Here is a 17,801-nt window from a genome sequence, read left to right on the forward strand (position 1 = left end):
CGGTCCGAGCTGGTCAGAACTGGTCCGCGGTAAGAAAAGGCGAGCGATAGGCCGCACCTATCAGCTCATCGAAAACTTCTCTTTGACTTCGCTCCGGAACGGGTCGAATCTGCTCTGCGGCGAGAATCCGGTATGCGCGAGGAAATGAGGCGGACCAGAGCATGAGCGGCATCGAGGACCCGGTCGACGACCTGAAGGTCACCCCGCCGAAGACCTGGGCGACGGGGCTGCCCGCCGTGACGCACGCGCTGGAGTACTCCCTGAGCCAGACGTCCCCGCGGCGCACCGCGCTGACGCTGCTGAACATCAACCAGCCGAAGGGCATCGACTGCCCGGGCTGCGCCTGGCCGGAGCCGGCGCCGGGCGAGCGGCACCGGAACGAGTACTGCGAGAACGGCGCCAAGCACATCAACGACGAGGCCACCTCACGGCGCGTCACGAGGGACTTCTTCCGCGAGCACTCGATCGCGGAGCTCGACGGCATGTCCGACTACTGGCTGAACCAGCAGGGCCGGCTCACGGAGCCGATGGTGAAGCGGCCCGGCGCGACGCACTACGAGCCGATCGGCTGGGACGAGGCGCTCGGTCTGCTCGCCGACGAGCTCAAGGCGCTCGACTCCCCCGACGAGGCCCTCTTCTACGTCTCCGGCCGGCTGAACAACGAGGCCGCCTTCCTCCTCCAGCTCTTCGCGCGCGCGTACGGCACGAACAACCTGCCGGACTGCTCCAACATGTGCCACGAGTCGAGCGGTTCCGCGCTGTCTCAGACGCTGGGCATCGGCAAGGGCAGCGTCTCCCTGGACGACATCCACCACTCCGACCTGGTCTTCGTCGTGGGGCAGAACCCGGGCACCAACCACCCCCGGATGCTGTCGGCCCTGGAGGAGACCAAGCGCAACGGCGGGCAGGTCGTGGCCGTGAACACGCTGCCCGAGGCGGGGCTCATGCGCTTCAAGCACCCGCAGAAGGCGCGCGGGATCATCGGCCGCGGCACCCCGATCGCCGACCAGTTCCTGCACATCCGCGCCGGCGGCGACCTCGCCCTCTTCCAGGCCCTGAACCGGCTGCTCCTGGAGGCCGAGGACGCCGCTCCGGGCACCGTCCTCGACCGCGGCTTCATCGAGCGGAACACGACCGGTTTCGCCGACTTCGCCGAGCACGCGCGGCAGGTCTCCTGGGAGGACGTCCTGAGGGCGACCGGGCTGTCCCGGGAGGAGATCCAGGAGGTCTTCGAGCGGGTCCTGCGCAGCGAGCGGATCATCGTGTGCTGGGCGATGGGCCTCACCCAGCACAAGCACGGCGTCCCCACGATCCGCGAGGTCGTCAACTTCCTCCTCGCGCGCGGCAACATCGGCGGGCCCGGGGCCGGGGTGTGCCCGGTGCGCGGCCACAGCAACGTGCAGGGCGACCGCACGATGGGCGTGTGGGAGCGGATGCCGCAGGGCTTCCTCGACGCCCTGGGGCGGGAGTTCGGCTTCACGCCGTCCGCCCGTCACGGTCTGGACGCGGTGAACGGCATCCGCGCCATGCACGAGGGGCGCGCGAAGGCCTTCCTGGGCGTCGCCGGCAATTTCGTCCGGGCCACCCCCGACAGCGCGGTCACGGAGGAGGCGATGCGGCGGTGCCGGCTCACCGCGCACGTCTCCACCAAGCTCAACCGCTCCCACACCGTCTGCGGCGAGACCGCCCTCATCCTGCCCACGCTGGGCCGCAGCGACCGGGATGTGCAGGGCGGTGTCGAACAGTTCGTCACCGTCGAGGACTCCATGAGCGACGTCCACGCCTCCCGGGGCAAGCTGCCGCCCGCCTCCCCCGACCTGCTCAGCGAGGTCGCGATCGTCGCGCGTCTCGCCCGTCGGACCCTCGGTGACGAACCGGACGTCCCCTGGGAGGAGTTCGAGCGCGACTACGGCACCGTCCGGGACCGGATCTCCCGGGTCGTGCCCGGCTTCGAGGACTTCGACGCGCGCGTGGCCCGGCCGGGCGGCTTCCACCTGCCCAACCCGGTGAACCAGGGGGTCTTCCCCACCCCGAGCGGCAAGGCCGTCTTCACCCGCAACGTGTTCACGATGCCGCACGTCCCCGAGGGGCACCTGCTGCTGCAGACCCTCCGCTCGCACGACCAGTGGAACACCGTCTGGTACGCCCCGAACGACCGCTACCGCGGCATCCACGACGCCCGCCGGGTCGTCCTCGTCAACCCGGCCGACCTCGACGCCCTCGGCCTCGCCGACCGCGAGCTCGTGGACCTGGTGGGCGTCTGGCACGACGGGCGGGAGCGGCGCGCGGAGGGCTTCCGGGTGGTCGCGTACCCCGCGAGCCGGGGTTCCGCGGCGGCGTACTACCCCGAGACGAACGTGCTGGTTCCGCTGGACAGCGTCGCCGACATCAGCAACTGCCCGACGTCCAAGGGCGTCCTGATCCGCCTGGAGCCGGCCCGTACCCCCGAGGCGGAGAAGACGGGGAAGGCGGAGTCCACGAGGACCGCGCAGGCCGAGCGGACCGCGCGGGCCGGGAGGAGCCGAGCACGGGACGCGTGACCGTGCGCCGCCGTGTCCTGCGCCTGCGGGAGGGAGTCCCCTCCCACCGGCCGGACGCCCTGGCCGCCGAGGAGCCGATGGAGATCCGGTTCGGCGGGCGCCCGCCGACCGTGACGATGCGCACCCCGGGCGACGACTTCGACCTGGCGGCCGGTTTCCTGGTGAGCGAGGACGTGGTGCGCTCCGCCGGGGACGTGGCGGGGATCCGGTACTGCGCGGGTGCCACGTCCGACGGCGGCAACACGTACCACGTGGTCGACGTCGTCCTCGGGCCCGGTGTGGCCGCCCCCGACGCGTCCCTGGAGCGGAACTTCTGCACCACCTCGTCCTGCGGACTGTGCGGCAAGGCGAGCCCGGACGCGGTCCGGACCACGACCGCCCGGTCCGTCGCGGAGGACCCGCTGCGCGTCGGACCCGACGTCCTGTCGGCACTCCCCGACCGGCTGGAGGCGGAGTCGGCGGCCGTGGGGTGACGGCGGCTCCGATTGGCGCTCCGGCGGGGGGTCGGGTAGACCCGTGGGGTGCTGTTCCGTCAACTCGAGTACCTGGTGGCCCTCTCGCGGGAGCGCCATTTCGCCCGCGCCGCCCAGGCCTGTCACGTCTCCCAGCCGGCGCTCTCGGAGGCGGTCCGGAAGCTGGAGGACGAGCTCGGCGTCCCGCTGGTCCTGCGCGGCCGCCGGTACGAGGGGCTGACGCCCGAGGGCGAGCGGATCGTGGTGTGGGCGCAGCGGCTCCTGGCCGACCGCGACGCCCTCAAGAGCGAGGTCGGTGCGCTGCGGACGGGTCTGAGCGGCCGGCTGAGGATCGGTTCGGTGCCGACCGCGTCCGGTGCGGTCGCCCTGCTGACGGCGCCGTTCTGCCTGGAGCACCCGCTGGTGAACGTGGAGGTGGCGGCGGACCTCCGGTCGGAGGACATCCTGCGGCAGCTGCGGGACTTCGAGCTCGACGCCGGGGTGACGTATCTGCACAAGGGGCTCGCGGAGAACTTCCGGGCGATGCCGCTGTACGAGGAGCGGTACGTGCTCCTCACCGGCGCCGCCGACGCGCCCGCGCACCGGACGACGGCGACCTGGGCGGAGGCCTCGCGGCTGCCGCTCTGTCTGCTGACCGGGTCCATGCAGGGGCGTCAGGTGCTCGACGAGGTGTTCGCCGAGGCCGGGGTGCGGCCCTCGCCGCGGGTGGAGACCGACTCGGTGGCGGCGCTCTTCGCCCATGTGCGGACCGGCCGGTGGGCCGGCATCGTGCCGCACACCTGGCTGCACGTCTTCGGGGTGCCGCACGGCATGCGGGCGGTGCCGATGACGGAGCCGGCGCGTTCGGTGCCGGTCGGTCTGGTGACGGTCGTCCGGGAGCCGGAGTCCGTGATGGCCCGCGCGCTCAGGGAGGTCGCGGGCCGCACCGATGTCGCCGGCACGCTGGACCGCCTCCCGGGGGACTCCGTACCGAGGTGAGACGGGGGCACGGGGCCGCTCGGGACGGCCCCGCGCCCGGCTCTCGCGCGGCGGCCGTCAGGCCACGGCGGTGCTGCCGGCCTCCTGGTGCTTGCGGACCGTGCAGTGCAGCGAGTCGTCGACGACGTCCGCGACGATCGTGTCGCCGGGGTCCGCCTCGCCGCTGAGCAGGAGGGTGGCGACGCGGTTGTCGAGCTCCGTCTGGATCGTGCGGCGCAGCGGCCGGGCGCCGAAGGCCGGCTGGTAGCCGTGGGCGACGAGCAGCTTCTTCGCCGCCTCGGTGACCTCCAGGGTCATGCCCTGGGCGTGGACGCGGTGCTTGCTCCGGTCGAGGAGGTGGTCGACGATCTCCGACAGGTCCTTCTCGGTGAGGCTGTGGAAGACGATGATGTCGTCGATGCGGTTGAGGAACTCGGGCAGGAAGCGCCCCCGCAGGTCCTCCATCAGCTCGTCCTTGAGCTCGGCGGCGTCGCCCTCGTGGGCGAGGATGCGGTGGGCGCCGATGTTGGATGTCATGATGACGACGCAGTGGCGGAAGTCGACCGTGCGGCCCTGTCCGTCCGTGAGGCGCCCGTCGTCGAGGATCTGGAGCAGCGTGTTGAAGACGTCGGGGTGCCCCTTCTCGACCTCGTCGAAGAGCACGACGCTGTACGGCTGGCGGCGGACCTTCTCGGTGAGCTGGCCGGCCTCCTCGTAGCCGACGTATCCGGGGGGCGCGCCGACGAGCCGGGCGACCGTGTGCTTCTCCTGGAACTCGCTCATGTCGAACCGGATCATGCGGTCCTCGGCGCCGAAGAGCAGCTCGGCGAGGGTCTTGGCGAGTTCGGTCTTGCCGACGCCCGTGGGTCCGAGGAAGAGGAAGGAGCCGACGGGCCGGTTCGGGTCGCCCATGCCGGCCCGGTTGCGGCGCACGGCCTCGGAGACGGCGGTGACCGCCTCGTCCTGGCCGACGATCCGGGCGTGCATCTCCTCCTCCAGTTTGAGGAGCTTCTCCTTCTCGCTGGCGGTGAGCTGCGAGACGGGGATGCCGGTGCGGCGGGAGACGACGTCGGCGATGTCGGAGGCCGTGACCGAGACGACGCCCTCGCGGCGCTCCTCGATCCCGGCGAGCTCGCCCTCGATCTCGGCCATCTGCTCCTTGAGCTCCTTGGCCTTCTCGAAGTCCTCGCGGGCGACGGCCTGGTCCTTCTCGCGCCCCAGCTTGGCGATCCTGTCCTCGCGGCTGACGACCTCGGTGGAGCGGCCGCCGCTGCGGAGCCGTACCCTCGCGCCGGCCTGGTCCATCAGGTCGATGGCCTTGTCGGGCAGGAAGCGGTCGCTGATGTAGCGGTCGGAGAGCTCGGCCGCCGCGGCGAGGGCGCCGTCGGCGAAGCGGACCTGGTGGTGGGCTTCGTAGGCGTCCCGCAGTCCTTCGAGGATCTGCACGGTCTCCTCGACGGTGGGTTCCGGGATCAGGACGGGCTGGAAGCGGCGCTCGAGGGCGGCGTCCTTCTCGATGTGCTTGCGGTACTCGTCGATGGTGGTGGCGCCCACGACGTGCAGTTCGCCGCGCGCGAGGGCGGGCTTGAGCATGTTGCCCGCGTCCATCGCGCCCTCGCCGGTGGCGCCGGCGCCGACGACGGTGTGCAGTTCGTCGATGAAGAGGATGATGTCGCCGCCGGCCTCCTGGACGTCCTCGATGACCTTCTTGAGGCGTTCCTCGAACTGTCCCCGGTACTGCGCTCCGGCCACCATGCCGGACAGGTCCAGGGAGACGACCCGCTTGCCCTTCAGGGTGTCGGGGACCTCGTCCGCGACGATGCGCTGGGCGAGGCCCTCCACGATGGCGGTCTTGCCGACGCCGGGTTCGCCGATGAGCACGGGGTTGTTCTTGGAGCGGCGGGAGAGGATCTCGACGGTCTGCTCGATCTCGTCGGCCCGGCCGACGACGGGGTCGAGCCTCCCCGCCCTGGCCTCCGCCGTCAGGTCCCGGCCGTACTCGTCGAGGGTCGTGGCCGGCTGCTTCGCGGCGGCGGGGGCGCCGCCCTGCTCGGGGCGGGGCGCCCGGTCGGTGAGGCCGCGCAGCTTCTTCATGTCCAGGTCCTCGGCCCGCAGGAAGCGGGAGGCGCCGGAGTCGGCGTCGCCGAGGAGGGCGCTGAGGATGTGCTCGGGGCCGATGTAGGAGACGCCGGACGCCTGCGAGGTGGCGTGGGCGAGGGCGAGGGTCCGCTTGGCCGCCGGGGTGAGCCCGGGCTCGGCGGAGGGTTCGGCGGACTCCCGGGGAAGGACCTCGGCGAGCTGGTCGGCGAGCTTGTCGGGGTTCACCCCGCCCTGGGAGAGGAGCCGGCGGGTCGGCTCGATCTGGGTCGCCGCCCACAGGAGGTGTTCGGTGTCGAGGTCGGAGCTGCCGTCCTCGTCGGCCTTGCGCGCGGCCGTGTTCAGCAGTTCGTGGGAGGACTCGGTCAGCAGCCGTCCGATGGGCACGCGCTGCACCGCGGGGGGCGAGGAGGCCGGCGACATGCCGAAGAACCGGTTGAACAGATCGCTGAACGGATCCGACGAACCGAAGGGTGAACCGAACGCCATCGACATGGCAGCTCCTGAAGGGACGAAAGAGGGTCTTCCCCACTCAAACCCGACGTCGACCGCTCCGCAATCGGAGTGGGACCGGCGGCACGCCGACGCGTCCGCCCCGCGCGGAAGCCCGCCTGCCGCCCCGTACGGAAGCCGACACGCCACCCCATACGGACGCCCGAAATGCCCGGATCGCGGCCCTGTCCGCCGACGATGGCCCCATGACCTCCGCGCTCCCCCCGAACACCCCGGACCCGGCCCCCGGACCCGGCCCGGCCCCCGGCCCCCAGGTCCGCGCCTCCGCGCTCGTGCGGCACGCCAAGCTGTGGCTCGTACCGACCGTCCTGTGCGCCCTGGTGTCGTTGCTGCTGTCGCTCCTCTACATGGGCGGCATCCTCAGCCCGAACGACCATCTGGACCGGCTGCCCATCGCCCTGGTCGACGAGGACGAGGGCCGCCCGCTGCCGGGACAGCGGGAGAACCTGGGGAAGCAGATCACCGACTCGGTCGCCTCGGTGGGCTCCTCGAAGACCACCATCGACTGGCGCCGCCTCGACCTCGCCGCCGCCCAGGAGGCGCTGGCCTCCGGCAAGGTCTTCGGCGCCCTGGTCGTCCCGGCGGACTTCACCGCGTCCGTCGCGGCCCTGACCACGAACCGGGCGACGGCCCGCCCGACGCTGACCGTGCTCACCAACCCCGGCCTCGGCAGCCTGGGCTCGTCCCTGGCGTCCCAGATCAACCAGAACGCGGCCCACCAGGCCTCGCTGACCATCGGCAGACAGCTCTCGGCCACCTCCGCCGTGCCGACCACGCGGGTGCTCCTGTCCGACCCCGTCGCGGTCGTCACCCGCGTCGGCCATCCGATCGGCCGGCACAGCGGCCTGGGCCTGACCGCCTTCTACTACACGCTGCTGCTCGTCCTGGGCGGCTTCATCGGCGGCAACATGATCCACAGCGGTGTCGACACCGCGCTCGGCTACGCCGACAGCGAGATCGGGCCCTGGCACACCCGCCGTCCGACCGTTCCCATCAGCCGCACCCAGACGCTCGTCCTGAAGATGCTGATGACCGCCGGGATCTCGCTCCTGACCACCACGCTCGTCATGGTCGCCACCATCGGGATCCTGGACATGGACGCCGACCACCTGCCGATGCTGTGGCTCTTCTCCTACTGCGCGACGGTCGCCGTCGGCCTGGGCGTCCAGGCCATCAACGCGGCCTTCGGCGGCATCGGCCAGCTCGTGTCCATGTTCGTCTTCATCGCGCTGGCCCTTCCCTCCTCCGGGGCGACCGTCCCCCTGGAGGCCACCCCCGCCTTCTACCGGTTCCTGGGTATCTTCGAGCCGATGCACCAGCTGAGCGCGGGCATCCGGTCCATCCTGTACTTCGACGCCCGAGCCGACGCGGGGCTCGCCCGCGGCTGGATCATGATCGCGGTGGGCGCGGCGGGGGCCCTGGCGTTCGGCTTCGCCATGACCCACTACTACGACCGCAGAGGGCTGCGCCGCCTCACGCCGCAGCCCGAGTGAACGGAAACGGCCGGAGGCCGTGTCGGATGTCTCCGACACGGCCTCCGGCGACCGGGGTGCCCGGGCTCTACTCGTCCTCGTCCCACGGGGGTTCGAGCTCGTCCTCGTCCCACGGCGGCTCCTCGTCGTAGGACGGCGGAACGTCCGGCTCCGCCCTGCGTACCGACGGCGCGGAGGCGGCCGCCGCGGAGGAAGGCACCGGCGCCGCAGGCGCGGAGGCTGCCTGAGCGGAGGACGCGGCTGCCCCGTCGGGACCCGCATCGCCCGTCCCCGCGCCCCCGGACTGCGCCAGGGTTTCGAGGACGCCCTCGGCGTACTTGGTGAGCTTGGCCTCGCCGACGCCGCCGATGGTGCCGAGCTCCTCGACGGTGGCGGGCAGGCGGGTCGCGATCTCGCGGAGCGTCGCGTCGTGGAAGACGACGTACGCCGGCACGCCCTGCTCGCGCGCCGTCGCGGCCCGCCAGGCACGGAGGGCCTCGAAGACCGGCACGGCGGCCGCGGGCAGATCGACCGGCACGCGCGCGGCCTTGCCGGAGCGGGCCCCGGGTTCCTTGCGGGAGGGGGCGGGGACCGCCTTCTCCTTGCGCATCGGGACCTGGCGGCGTCCGCCGAGCACCTCGCCGCTGTCCTCGGTGAGCACGAGCGTCCCGTAGTCGCCCTCCACCGCGAGCAGCCGCTGCGCGAGGAGCTGGCGGACGACCCCGCGCCACTCGGCGGTGCCCAGGTCCGACCCGATGCCGAAGACGGACAGCTGGTCGTGGTCGAACTGGATGACCTTGGCCGTCCTCTTGCCCTGGAGGATGTCGATGATCTGGCCGGCGCCGAACTTCTGCCGCCGTTCCTTCGCCAGCCGCCACACGGTGGACAGCAGCTTCTGCGCGGCGACGGTCCCGTCCCAGGACTCTCCCGGCGTCAGGCAGGTGTCGCAGTTGCCGCAGGGCTTGCCGGTCTGCCCGAAGTACTCCAGGAGCCGCACGCGGCGGCAGTCGACCGTCTCGCAGAGGGCGAGCATGGCGTCCAGGTGCATGGCGAGGGAGCGGCGGTGCGTCTCGTCGCCCTCGGAGCCGTCGATGAGCTTGCGCTGCTGGACGACGTCCTGGAGGCCGTACGCCAGCCATGCCGTGGCCGGCTCCCCGTCGCGGCCGGCGCGGCCGGTCTCCTGGTAGTAGCCCTCGACCGACTTGGGCAGGTCGAGGTGGGCCACGAAGCGCACGTCCGGCTTGTCGATGCCCATGCCGAAGGCGATGGTCGCCACCACGACGACCCCGTCCTCCCGCAGGAAGCGGGCCTGGTTCGCCGCGCGCGTCCGGGCGTCCATGCCGGCGTGGTACGGGACGGCGTCGATGCCGTGCTCCACGAGGGCGGCCGCCGTCTTCTCCACCGAGGCCCGCGAGAGGCAGTAGACGACGCCCGCGTCCCCGTCGTGCTCGGTCCTGATCAGCTCCAGGAGCTGCTTGAGCGGGTTGTTCTTCGGGACGATGCGGTACTGGATGTTCGGCCGGTCGAAGCCGGCGACGAAGTGCCGGGCGTCCTCCAGGCCCAGCCGCTTCGCGATCTCGGCGTGGGTGGCCTCGGTGGCGGTCGCCGTCAGCGCGATCCGCGGCACCTTCGGCCACCGCTCGTGGAGCATGGAGAGGGCGAGGTAGTCGGGCCGGAAGTCGTGGCCCCACTGGGCGACGCAGTGGGCCTCGTCGATCGCGAAGAGGGACACCGTGCCCCGGTCGAGGAGCCGCTGGGTGCCCTCGGTGCGGAGCCGCTCGGGGGCCAGGTAGAGCAGGTCCAGCTCGTCCGCGAGGAACGCCTGCTCGACGGCCTGCCGCTCGTACGGGTCCTGCGTCGAGTTCAGGAAGCCGGCCCGCACCCCGAGCGCCCTGAGCGCGTCCACCTGGTCCTGCATCAGGGCGATGAGGGGTGAGATCACGACGCCTGTGCCCGCTCTGACGAGGGCCGGGATCTGGTAGCAGAGCGACTTGCCGCCGCCCGTCGGCATCAGGACGAGCGCGTCGCCGCCGCCGACGACCTGCTCGATGATCTCCTGCTGCTCCCCGCGGAAGGAGGTGTATCCGAAGACACGGTGGAGCACCCGAGCGGCGTCGGAGATCTCGGCGGAGGCGGCAGGAGCGTCGGAAAGGACCATTCGTGAAGCCTAGCCGTCCGCACCGACACCCCGGTCCCGCCCGGGGCAACCTGTGGAAAACCTCGCCGGACGGGACTCTCGGATCGGCGTCACCGCAGGCCGGCCGCCGCAGGGGCGTCGTCGATGAAGCCGCCCGACTGGTGCTGCCACAGTTTCGCGTAGGCCCCCTCGGCGGTGAGCAGCTCCTGGTGCGTGCCCTGCTCGACGATCCGTCCGCGGTCGAGGACGACGAGCCGGTCCATCGTGGCCACCGTGCTCAGCCGGTGGGCGACCACGAGCGCCGTCCGCCCCTCCATGAGCCGCCACAGCGCGTCCTGCACGAGCATCTCGCTCTCGGAGTCCAGGGCGCTGGTCGCCTCGTCGAGCAGCAGGATCGGGGCGTCGCGCAGGATCGCCCGGGCGAGGGCGACCCGCTGGCGCTGGCCGCCGGACAGCTTCACGCCCCGCTCGCCGACCATGGTGTCGAAGCCCTCGGGGAGGGCGTCCGCGAACTCCGTGACGTGCGCCGCCTCGGCCGCGCGCCGGATCTCGGCCTCGGTGGCCTCCGGCCGGGCGAAGGCGATGTTCTCCCGCAGGGTGCGGTGGAACATGGCGGGGTCCTGCGGCACGTACGCGATCATGCTGCGCAGTTCGGTCTGCCGGAGCCGGCTGATGTCCTGGCCGCCGATCGTGATCCGGCCGCCGTCGATGTCCGTCATCCGCAGGAGCAGCCGGGTGAGGGTGGTCTTGCCGCCGCCGGACCGGCCGACGAATCCGATCTTCGCGCCGCTGGGCACGTCCAGGTCGAGGCCCTCGAAGAGCGGCTCTGCGCCCGTGTGGGCGAAGGTCACCTTCTCGAACCGCACCTCGGCGTTCTCGGGCCGGAGGGGTTCCGGGGTCTCCGGGTCGAGGACGGTCGGCTTGTCGAGGAGGAGCTCGGTGAACTGCGCGGCCTCCGTCATCGAGCTTTCCAGGCGCCGGTAGATCTGGTTGAACTCGAACATGATCCGGGTGGCGTTGGCGTAGTACGTGAAGGCGACGATGACGGCCTCCACGCCGTGCTCTCCCCCGCCGAGGGCGACGGCGAGGACGAGTCCGAGGACGTTCGTCAGGACGGACATCGGCGCGACGAGCGTGTCGATGCGCAGGTTGCCGTAGTCCCAGGAGCGCAGGGTGAGCCGCCGGGACTCCGCGACGCGGGAGCGGTGTTCGGCGGCCTCGCGCCGCTCGGCGCCGAAGGACCGGACCGTGTCCATGTTGGTCAGGCTGTCGGCGACGTGGCCCGAGACCCGGGCGATCGCCTGTTCGCGCCGGGCGACGAGCGCCTGCCGGCGCCGGATGAGCGGTGTCACGCCGACGCCCGTGACGGCGATGAGGAGCAGGAGTCCGACCACGAGCAGCGGGTCGTACTGCCAGAGCACCACGGAGGCGAAGACGAGCGGCACGAAGCTGCCCATGACCGAGAAGGTCAGGGTGTCGACGCACTCCTCGAAGCGGGAGGCGAAGCTGAGGACCCGTTTGGTCAGCGATCCGGCGAAGTTGTCGTGGAAGAACGCGGCGTCCTTGGCGAACAGTTCGTCCATGCCGATGACGTACAGGTTCTCGATGCCGCGCGCGTCGAGGCGGTTCAGGCAGTGCAGCCCGACGCGCCACAGGGCCTCTCCGAGCAGCAGGACGCCGGCGAAGACGAGGACGTACGGGAGGAGCGGGCCGATCCCTCCGCCGGTGTCGTGGCCGACGATGCGGCCGACGAGCTTGGCGACGACGAGGGGAGCGATGTAGTTGATGCCGATGTTGCCGAGTGCCGGCAGGAGGAGGGCGGGAGCGGTCAGCCGTCGGAGGCGGACCAGTTCCCGTCCGTAGAAGCGGACTGCGAGGAGTACCGAGCCTTTGTTCGGCAAACCTTCGCGCGATTCAGGTGATCCCATACCCAACCCTGTGCTGTCGTACCGAAGGTGAGCAAAAGGAGTCTCCCGTGCGGGCGCTCGCGCGGTCCAAGCATTTTTCTCCGGTGGTGGACACCGGGTGGAACACGTGCGGAGAGGCGACGGGCCCGCCGGAAGGATCCCGGCGGGCCCGTCTCGCTCAGGAGCCTTGCGCGGCCGTCGGGTTGACGGCGTCGAAGACCATGGTCCCGGCCCCGGGATCCAGGTGGAACGATCCGGTGTAGACGCCCCGGGTGACCTCGGAGGTGAACTCCTCGCTCGTCCGCCACTCCGTGCCCTCGGGCACCTCGGGCACGATGCTTCCCAGGACGGCCGGCGGCTGTGCGGCGGGCACCCAGTCGTACTCCTTCAGGAGCCGCCGGACGTCAGCCTCGGCGAGGGTCGCCACACCGGAGAGCCGGACGTCGGTGGGGCCGGGCACCCGGGAGTTCGCCTGGCCGAGGGGGGCCGCGGCCCATTCGACGCCGGTGAACCTCCCGAACTGCGGGAACCGCTTCTCCACCGGTTCCCGGTCCGTCCTGACCTCCGCCTCCGGAGGCTGCTGCGAGGCCGTGCCGGTCCGCGACCCGGCCACGTCACCGCAGCCGCCGACCAGGCTCAGCACCATCAGGACTCCGGCCGCCGTTCGGCGCGGACCACCCTGACCCATCGGCCACCCCCCGGTGCCATGTGACGAAGCGCGGAAACACCACGTGGTGGTCGGGAACGTTCCCGACCACCACGTGGTGTTCTTCTTGTGTCCGAGGGGGGACTTGAACCCCCACGCCCGATAAAGGGCACTAGCACCTCAAGCTAGCGCGTCTGCCATTCCGCCACCCGGACCGGGTGATTGCCGCTTCGGGGTTTCCCCGTGGCGACGGAGAACAATCTACCAGGCCTTCGGGGTGCTCTTCACCCACGTTTCCGGTGGTCAGCGGGGCGGGGCGGGCGTCACGGGGAGACCGTGGCGGCCGGCGGGGTCCAGCGGTGGGTACGCGGCGGTCCCGTCGGGAGGCCGTAGTCCTTCTTGAGGTGCTCGGGGATGGCGTAGTGCATGACGCGGCCGCGGGTGAGGGAGGACAGTTCGAGGACGGTGGCGAGGTGGCCGAGGCGGTCCAGGGCCCAGGCGCCGAGCGGGGAGCGGTCCTCGATGGTCTCCAGGACGCCGAGGAGGTGGGGGACGGCCTTGACGACGGTGTCCCAGGGCGTGCGGGGGACCTCCAGCCAGTCGCCGCAGGTGTCGCCGACGAGGTGGCGGATGAGCGCGGAGACGATCGGGTCGAAGAAGGTGCCGGGGACGACCTCCTCGTAGAGGTCGATGAGCTGCCGGGTCAGGTGGACGCCCTCGGGAGAGGGTCCCATGTGGCGGATCATGTACAGGTCGAGGAAGCGGCGGGCCTCGTCGAGGGTCTTCGGGACGGCGTCCTGGTCGACGCCCAGCATCGCGCCGACCACGCGCCAGGCGTAGGAGTAGGCGTCGGCTCCCTCGGAGGACATGTGGATGCCGAGGCGGTGCAGGCTGTCGAGGACGAGCATCGAGAAGAACATCTGCCCGCCGATCATGTCCTCCTGACAGATCGGCACCCCCAGGGCCTCGACGTCCCAGCGGTCCTCGCGCCTGAGGTGGTGCCGGATGGAGGCGTGCAGCAGGCGGACCTTCTGCGCGGCCGGGACGAAGCGGCCGCCGGCCTCGAAGGCGTCGGGCCGCATGAGGTACACGGTGAACTGGCCGGTCTCCGCCATCCGCTTGGAGGGGTACTTCAGACCGTGCGTCGCCGACAGCAGCTTCGCCACGTGCGGGACGAGGTAGCAGGCGGGCATGGAGGCGAAGGAGAGCGCGGTCGAGATGTGCACGTTGTTGTCGATGAAGAACAGCCGGGCCTTCTCCATCTCCCCCCAGTCCACCCAGGACGGCGGGGCGCTCGTGGCGTGGAGGTACTCCCGGGCGACCTCGGGAAGCCCGTCCGGCAGGGGGGAGCCGGCGGTGGAGACGTACCGCATGAGGGTGTTGAACGTGCCGACCTCCCCGCGCTCGAAGAGGGTGGCGACCGTGGCGTCGGCGAGTTCGTCGCCGGTGTGCCGCAGGGCGTCCATGGACGCCTCGGTGGGGGTCATGGGCAGGGCTCCTTGTGCTGCGTCAGGAACGGCGGACCGTGGCCGAGTGCGCCAGGGCGGTGAGCGCGGCGGCGGGGGCCGCGGGAAGGTTCAGCCCGTCGAGGGCGCGAAGGGCCTCCTCGACCCGCTCGGTGATCATGGCCTCGACCCGGTCGGGCGCCTTCAGCCGCCGCATCACCTCGCGTACGGCCTCCAGGGCGTCCCCGTCGGGTTCGCGCCGGCCGAGCAGCTCGCGCAGCCGTCCGCGTTCCTCGGCGCCGGCGAGCCGCCAGGTCTCGGCGAGCAGGGTCGTGGGCCGGTGTCCGCGGACGTCGTCGGCGTCGGCCTTGCCGGTGGCGCCGGGGTCGCCGAACAGGCCGAGCAGGTCGTCCCTCAGCTGGAAGGCCTCGCCCAGCGGCACCCCGTACGCGGAACAGCCCTCGCGCAGGCGGCCGCCCGCCCCGGCCAGGGCGCCGCCGATCAGCAGGGGCTGCTCGACGGTGTACTTGGCGGTCTTGTAGCGGATCACCTTCAGCGAGGCCGTCGTGTCCGGGGCGGCGCCCGTGCGCAGGATCTCCAGGGACTCCCCCGCGACGAGGTCCCGGGCGAGCGCCGCCCAGAGCGGTCGGGCCCGGCCGAGGTAGGCGGCGGGCAGGCCGCTGGTGACGAAGAGCTGCCCGGCGAGCGACATGAGCAGGTCGCCGACCAGCATCGCGAGCGACCGGGCTCCCGCGGCGGGCCGCGGGTGGTGCTCCACCGCGCCGCGCAGGGCCATGTGCGCGGTGGGCCGGCCGTGCCGCAGCGGGCTGTCGTCGATCAGGTCGTCGTGCACGACGGCGGCCGCGTGCACGAGCTCCATGGACGCCGCCGCCCGCACCAGCGCGTCGCTGTCGGGCTGCCCGGCCGCGCGCCAGCCCCAGTAGCAGAACGCGGCCCGCAGCCGTTTGCCGTCCGCGACCGCCGCCTCCAGCTGGTCCGCCACCGGCCCCAGGGCCGGGTCGACCGCCGCGAGCTCCTCGGCCTCCAGGGCGACGTGGCTGCGCAGCACCTCGTCAACGCGCGCCTTGAACGCGGCCGGCGCCCAGCGCTCAGCCGCCATCGCGGGACCGCCGCGCCAGCACGTGCCGGGCGAGCACCTCCAGGTGCGCCGGCGGCGGGGACACGTACCGGTCGAGCACGAGACGGCCGCGCGCCTCCAGGTCCCGCTCGGCCTCGGCCGCCATCTCGGCGGTGTCCGACCGCCTCAGCAGCCCCCGCACGAGCCCGAGCCCCGAGCCGATGGTGCTCACCGCCAGATCCGCGAGCCCCGCCGCCAGTAACACCGCCCGCTCGTCCAGACCCCCACGGGATCCCGATTCTCGCACCATGTCCCCTCCCCGGTCCCCTGTCACCCTTCGCTCCCAGCGTGGCGGCCGGCCGGCGGGCGCAGCGGCGGAACTCACCAACGAGTGATCCACTCGCCGATACGTACGAGTCGCGCGGGGGCTCGGCCCACCTCGTCCGGCGAGCGCCGTCGGCGTCGTACCGCGCCGGGCCGAGGCGCTCGAAGGAGCGCGGCCGACCGGACACGGGCCGGTGGCCCCGACGCCGTTGGAACAGGGCGGCGTTGCACAGGATGCCGTCGAGGTGCCCGGCGGGGTGGTGCCGGTGGTGGGCGGGGGCTCCGCGAGGGCGGGGACATCGGCCGGGCGGCACCCGACGGGCGGCGGGGACGTCAGGCGTGAAGCGGGCCGTGCCGGGCAGGTGCCGGACGTACGAGGAGGCTTGTGATGGCAGTCCGTGACGATCCGTACGTGATCCGTGTGATCGGCGACATGGACCTCAACAACGCGGAGGAGCTGCGCACCGCGCTCATGAGGGCCGTCGAAGGGACACCCCCCGGTTCCGAGGTCGTCGTCGACCTCCAGAACTCGTCGTTCTGCGACTCCGCGGGGCTCAACGCGCTGCTGGCCGCGAGGGAGCGGGCGTGGGTCTCGGGGCACGCGCTCAGGCTCGCGGCGCCCAGCCATCAGATGGTGCGGCTGCTGGAGCTCACGGGCACGGAGGACCTCTTCGTCCTCGGCCCGGCCGTGCCGGGCTGAGACGGCCCGCCGCTTCGCACCACCGGCTCCGGGGCGGGGTGAGTAGGCCCGCTCGCCCCGGGTAGCCGCCGCAGCGACATCGCCGAGCTTCCGGGGCGGGGGAGCGTCCGTCGTCCCGGACGGACGGGAAGGTGGCCACCATGAAGGCCGTCACGTGGCAGGGCCGGCGGAAGGTCTCGGTGGAGCAGGTGCCGGACCCCGTGCTGCAGAAGCCCACGGACGTGATCGTCCGGATCACGTCGAGCGGGCTGTGCGGTTCCGACCTGCATCTGTACGAGGTCCTCGGGCCGTTCCTCGACGCCGGCGACGTCCTCGGGCACGAGCCGATGGGCGTGGTGGAGGAGGTGGGCGCGGACGTGCGGCGGCTGCGGCCGGGGGCGCGGGTCGTGGTGCCGTTCAACGTGTCCTGCGGCACCTGCGCGATGTGCTCGCGGGGGCTGCACTCCCAGTGCGAGACCACACAGGTGCACGCGTACGACACGGGCGCCGCCCTGTTCGGCTACACGAAGCTGTACGGGCAGGTGCCGGGCGCCCAGGCCGAGTACCTGCGCGTGCCGTTCGGGGACACCCTGCCGATCCCGGTGCCGGACGGGCCGCCGGACGACCGCTTCGTCTACCTCTCGGACGTGCTGCCGACGGCGTGGCAGGGCGTCGAGTACGCCGAGGTCCCGCCGGGCGGTTCGGTCGCGGTCCTGGGCCTCGGTCCCATCGGCGACATGGCCGCGCGGATCGCCCTGCTGCGGGGCGCCGGCCTCGTCGTCGGCATCGACCCCGTGGCCGAGCGGCGGGACCGCGCGGCGGCCCGCGGGGTGCACGTCCTGGACTCCTCCGACGACGACCTGATCGACCGGGTGCGGGACCTCACGGACGGGCGGGGCCCCGACGCGGTGATCGACGCGGTCGGCATGGAGGCGCACGGCGCCCCGGTCGCCAAGGGGCTGCACACGATGGTCGCCCTGCTCCCGGACGGGCTCGCCGGGCGCATGATGCGCCGCTTCGGCGTGGACCGGCTGTCCGCGCTCCACCTGGCGGTCGAGCTGGTGAGCCGCGGCGGGACCGTGTCGCTCTCCGGGGTGTACGGGGGCGCTGCGGACCCGATGCCGTTGTTCGCCATGTTCGACAAGCAGCTCCGGCTCCACATGGGTCAGGCGAACGTGCTGCGGTGGGTCGACGATCTGCTCCCCCTGCTCACCGACGACGACCCCCTGGGCGTGGACGGCTTCGCCACGCACCGGCTGCCCCTGGACGCGGCGCCCGAGGCGTACGACATGTTCCAGGCCAAGCGCGACGGCGCCGTGAAGGTCCTCTTCTCCCCCGACGCGCACCTCCCGGACGGCAAGGCTCCCGCCGCGGAGCCGCCGACCGCCTGATCCCCGCCACGACCCCAGGGCCGCTTCGGACCGTTCCGAAGCGGCCCTGACGCGTTTCGCCTCAACCCGGGCCGCGGTCTTGCCAGTTGGGGTTCCTCCTTCAAAGAATGTGCATGACAACCGAAGGATCTTCGGTTGCACA

General features: G+C 72.2%; 11 protein-coding genes, 1 tRNA gene and 2 pseudogenes. 6 read left to right on the forward strand and 8 right to left on the reverse strand.

Annotation, left to right across the window (positions count from 1 at the left end):
* Positions 1–161: 161 nt before the first annotated feature.
* The 3 genes and pseudogenes from BLW86_RS06150 to BLW86_RS06160 form a co-directional block, all read left to right on the forward strand.
* Positions 162–2,435: pseudogene (locus tag BLW86_RS06150) on the forward strand (FdhF/YdeP family oxidoreductase); the annotation flags it as partial.
* Between the two features lie 101 nt (positions 2,436–2,536).
* A pseudogene (locus BLW86_RS06155) lies at positions 2,537–2,992 on the forward strand (formate dehydrogenase accessory sulfurtransferase FdhD); the annotation flags it as partial.
* Between the two features lie 69 nt (positions 2,993–3,061).
* A complete protein-coding gene (locus BLW86_RS06160) occupies positions 3,062–3,991 on the forward strand; it encodes a LysR family transcriptional regulator (protein WP_093873074.1) in 930 nt (309 codons plus the stop codon).
* A 57-nt stretch (positions 3,992–4,048) separates the two neighbouring features.
* On the opposite strand, the gene BLW86_RS06165 is transcribed toward BLW86_RS06160, so the two are convergent.
* Entirely contained in the window at positions 4,049–6,562 is a 2,514-nt protein-coding gene (locus tag BLW86_RS06165) for an ATP-dependent Clp protease ATP-binding subunit (protein WP_093873075.1), read from the reverse strand.
* A gap of 203 nt (positions 6,563–6,765) precedes the next feature.
* On the opposite strand from BLW86_RS06165, the gene BLW86_RS06170 reads away from it, so the two are divergent.
* Complete coding sequence (locus tag BLW86_RS06170; protein WP_093873076.1) at positions 6,766–8,073, forward strand: YhgE/Pip domain-containing protein; 1,308 nt, start codon at positions 6,766–6,768, stop codon at positions 8,071–8,073.
* Between the two features lie 67 nt (positions 8,074–8,140).
* Here BLW86_RS06170 and recQ read toward each other — a convergent pair whose 3' ends face one another.
* The 7 genes from recQ to BLW86_RS06205 form a co-directional block, all read right to left on the reverse strand.
* Positions 8,141–10,210: a DNA helicase RecQ gene (gene recQ / locus BLW86_RS06175; RefSeq protein WP_093873077.1), complete on the reverse strand. Its 2,070-nt coding sequence runs from the start codon at positions 10,208–10,210 to the stop codon at positions 8,141–8,143.
* An 89-nt stretch (positions 10,211–10,299) separates the two neighbouring features.
* The gene (locus BLW86_RS06180; RefSeq protein WP_093873078.1) at positions 10,300–12,117 is read right to left on the reverse strand and encodes an ABC transporter ATP-binding protein; all 1,818 of its coding nucleotides are present in this window, start codon (positions 12,115–12,117) and stop codon (positions 10,300–10,302) included.
* 157 nt (positions 12,118–12,274) lie between these two features.
* Positions 12,275–12,742 carry a hypothetical protein gene (locus BLW86_RS06185; protein WP_093873079.1) on the reverse strand — a complete coding sequence of 156 codons (468 nt, stop codon included), beginning with the start codon at positions 12,740–12,742 and terminating at the stop codon, positions 12,275–12,277.
* A gap of 130 nt (positions 12,743–12,872) precedes the next feature.
* Positions 12,873–12,957 (reverse strand) — tRNA-Leu (locus BLW86_RS06190).
* 108 nt (positions 12,958–13,065) lie between these two features.
* Positions 13,066–14,229 (reverse strand): oxygenase MpaB family protein, encoded by a 1,164-nt coding sequence (locus BLW86_RS06195; RefSeq protein ID WP_093873080.1) that lies wholly within the window; start codon positions 14,227–14,229, stop codon positions 13,066–13,068.
* A gap of 22 nt (positions 14,230–14,251) precedes the next feature.
* Complete coding sequence (locus BLW86_RS06200) at positions 14,252–15,307, reverse strand: polyprenyl synthetase family protein (RefSeq protein ID WP_093873081.1); 1,056 nt, start codon at positions 15,305–15,307, stop codon at positions 14,252–14,254.
* Positions 15,297–15,575: a polyprenyl synthetase gene (locus BLW86_RS06205; protein ID WP_093873082.1), complete on the reverse strand. Its 279-nt coding sequence runs from the start codon at positions 15,573–15,575 to the stop codon at positions 15,297–15,299. The genes BLW86_RS06200 and BLW86_RS06205 overlap by 11 nt, the downstream gene beginning before the upstream one ends.
* A 402-nt stretch (positions 15,576–15,977) precedes the next feature.
* Between BLW86_RS06205 and BLW86_RS06210 the strand changes: the two genes are divergently transcribed.
* Positions 15,978–16,289: an STAS domain-containing protein gene (locus BLW86_RS06210; protein WP_093873083.1), complete on the forward strand. Its 312-nt coding sequence runs from the start codon at positions 15,978–15,980 to the stop codon at positions 16,287–16,289.
* A 140-nt stretch (positions 16,290–16,429) separates the two neighbouring features.
* Positions 16,430–17,659: an alcohol dehydrogenase catalytic domain-containing protein gene (locus tag BLW86_RS06215; RefSeq protein ID WP_093878520.1), complete on the forward strand. Its 1,230-nt coding sequence runs from the start codon at positions 16,430–16,432 to the stop codon at positions 17,657–17,659.
* The last annotated feature ends 142 nt before the right edge of the window (positions 17,660–17,801 follow it).

The organism is Streptomyces sp. TLI_105, assembly GCF_900105415.1.
Lineage (GTDB): Bacteria > Actinomycetota > Actinomycetes > Streptomycetales > Streptomycetaceae > Streptomyces.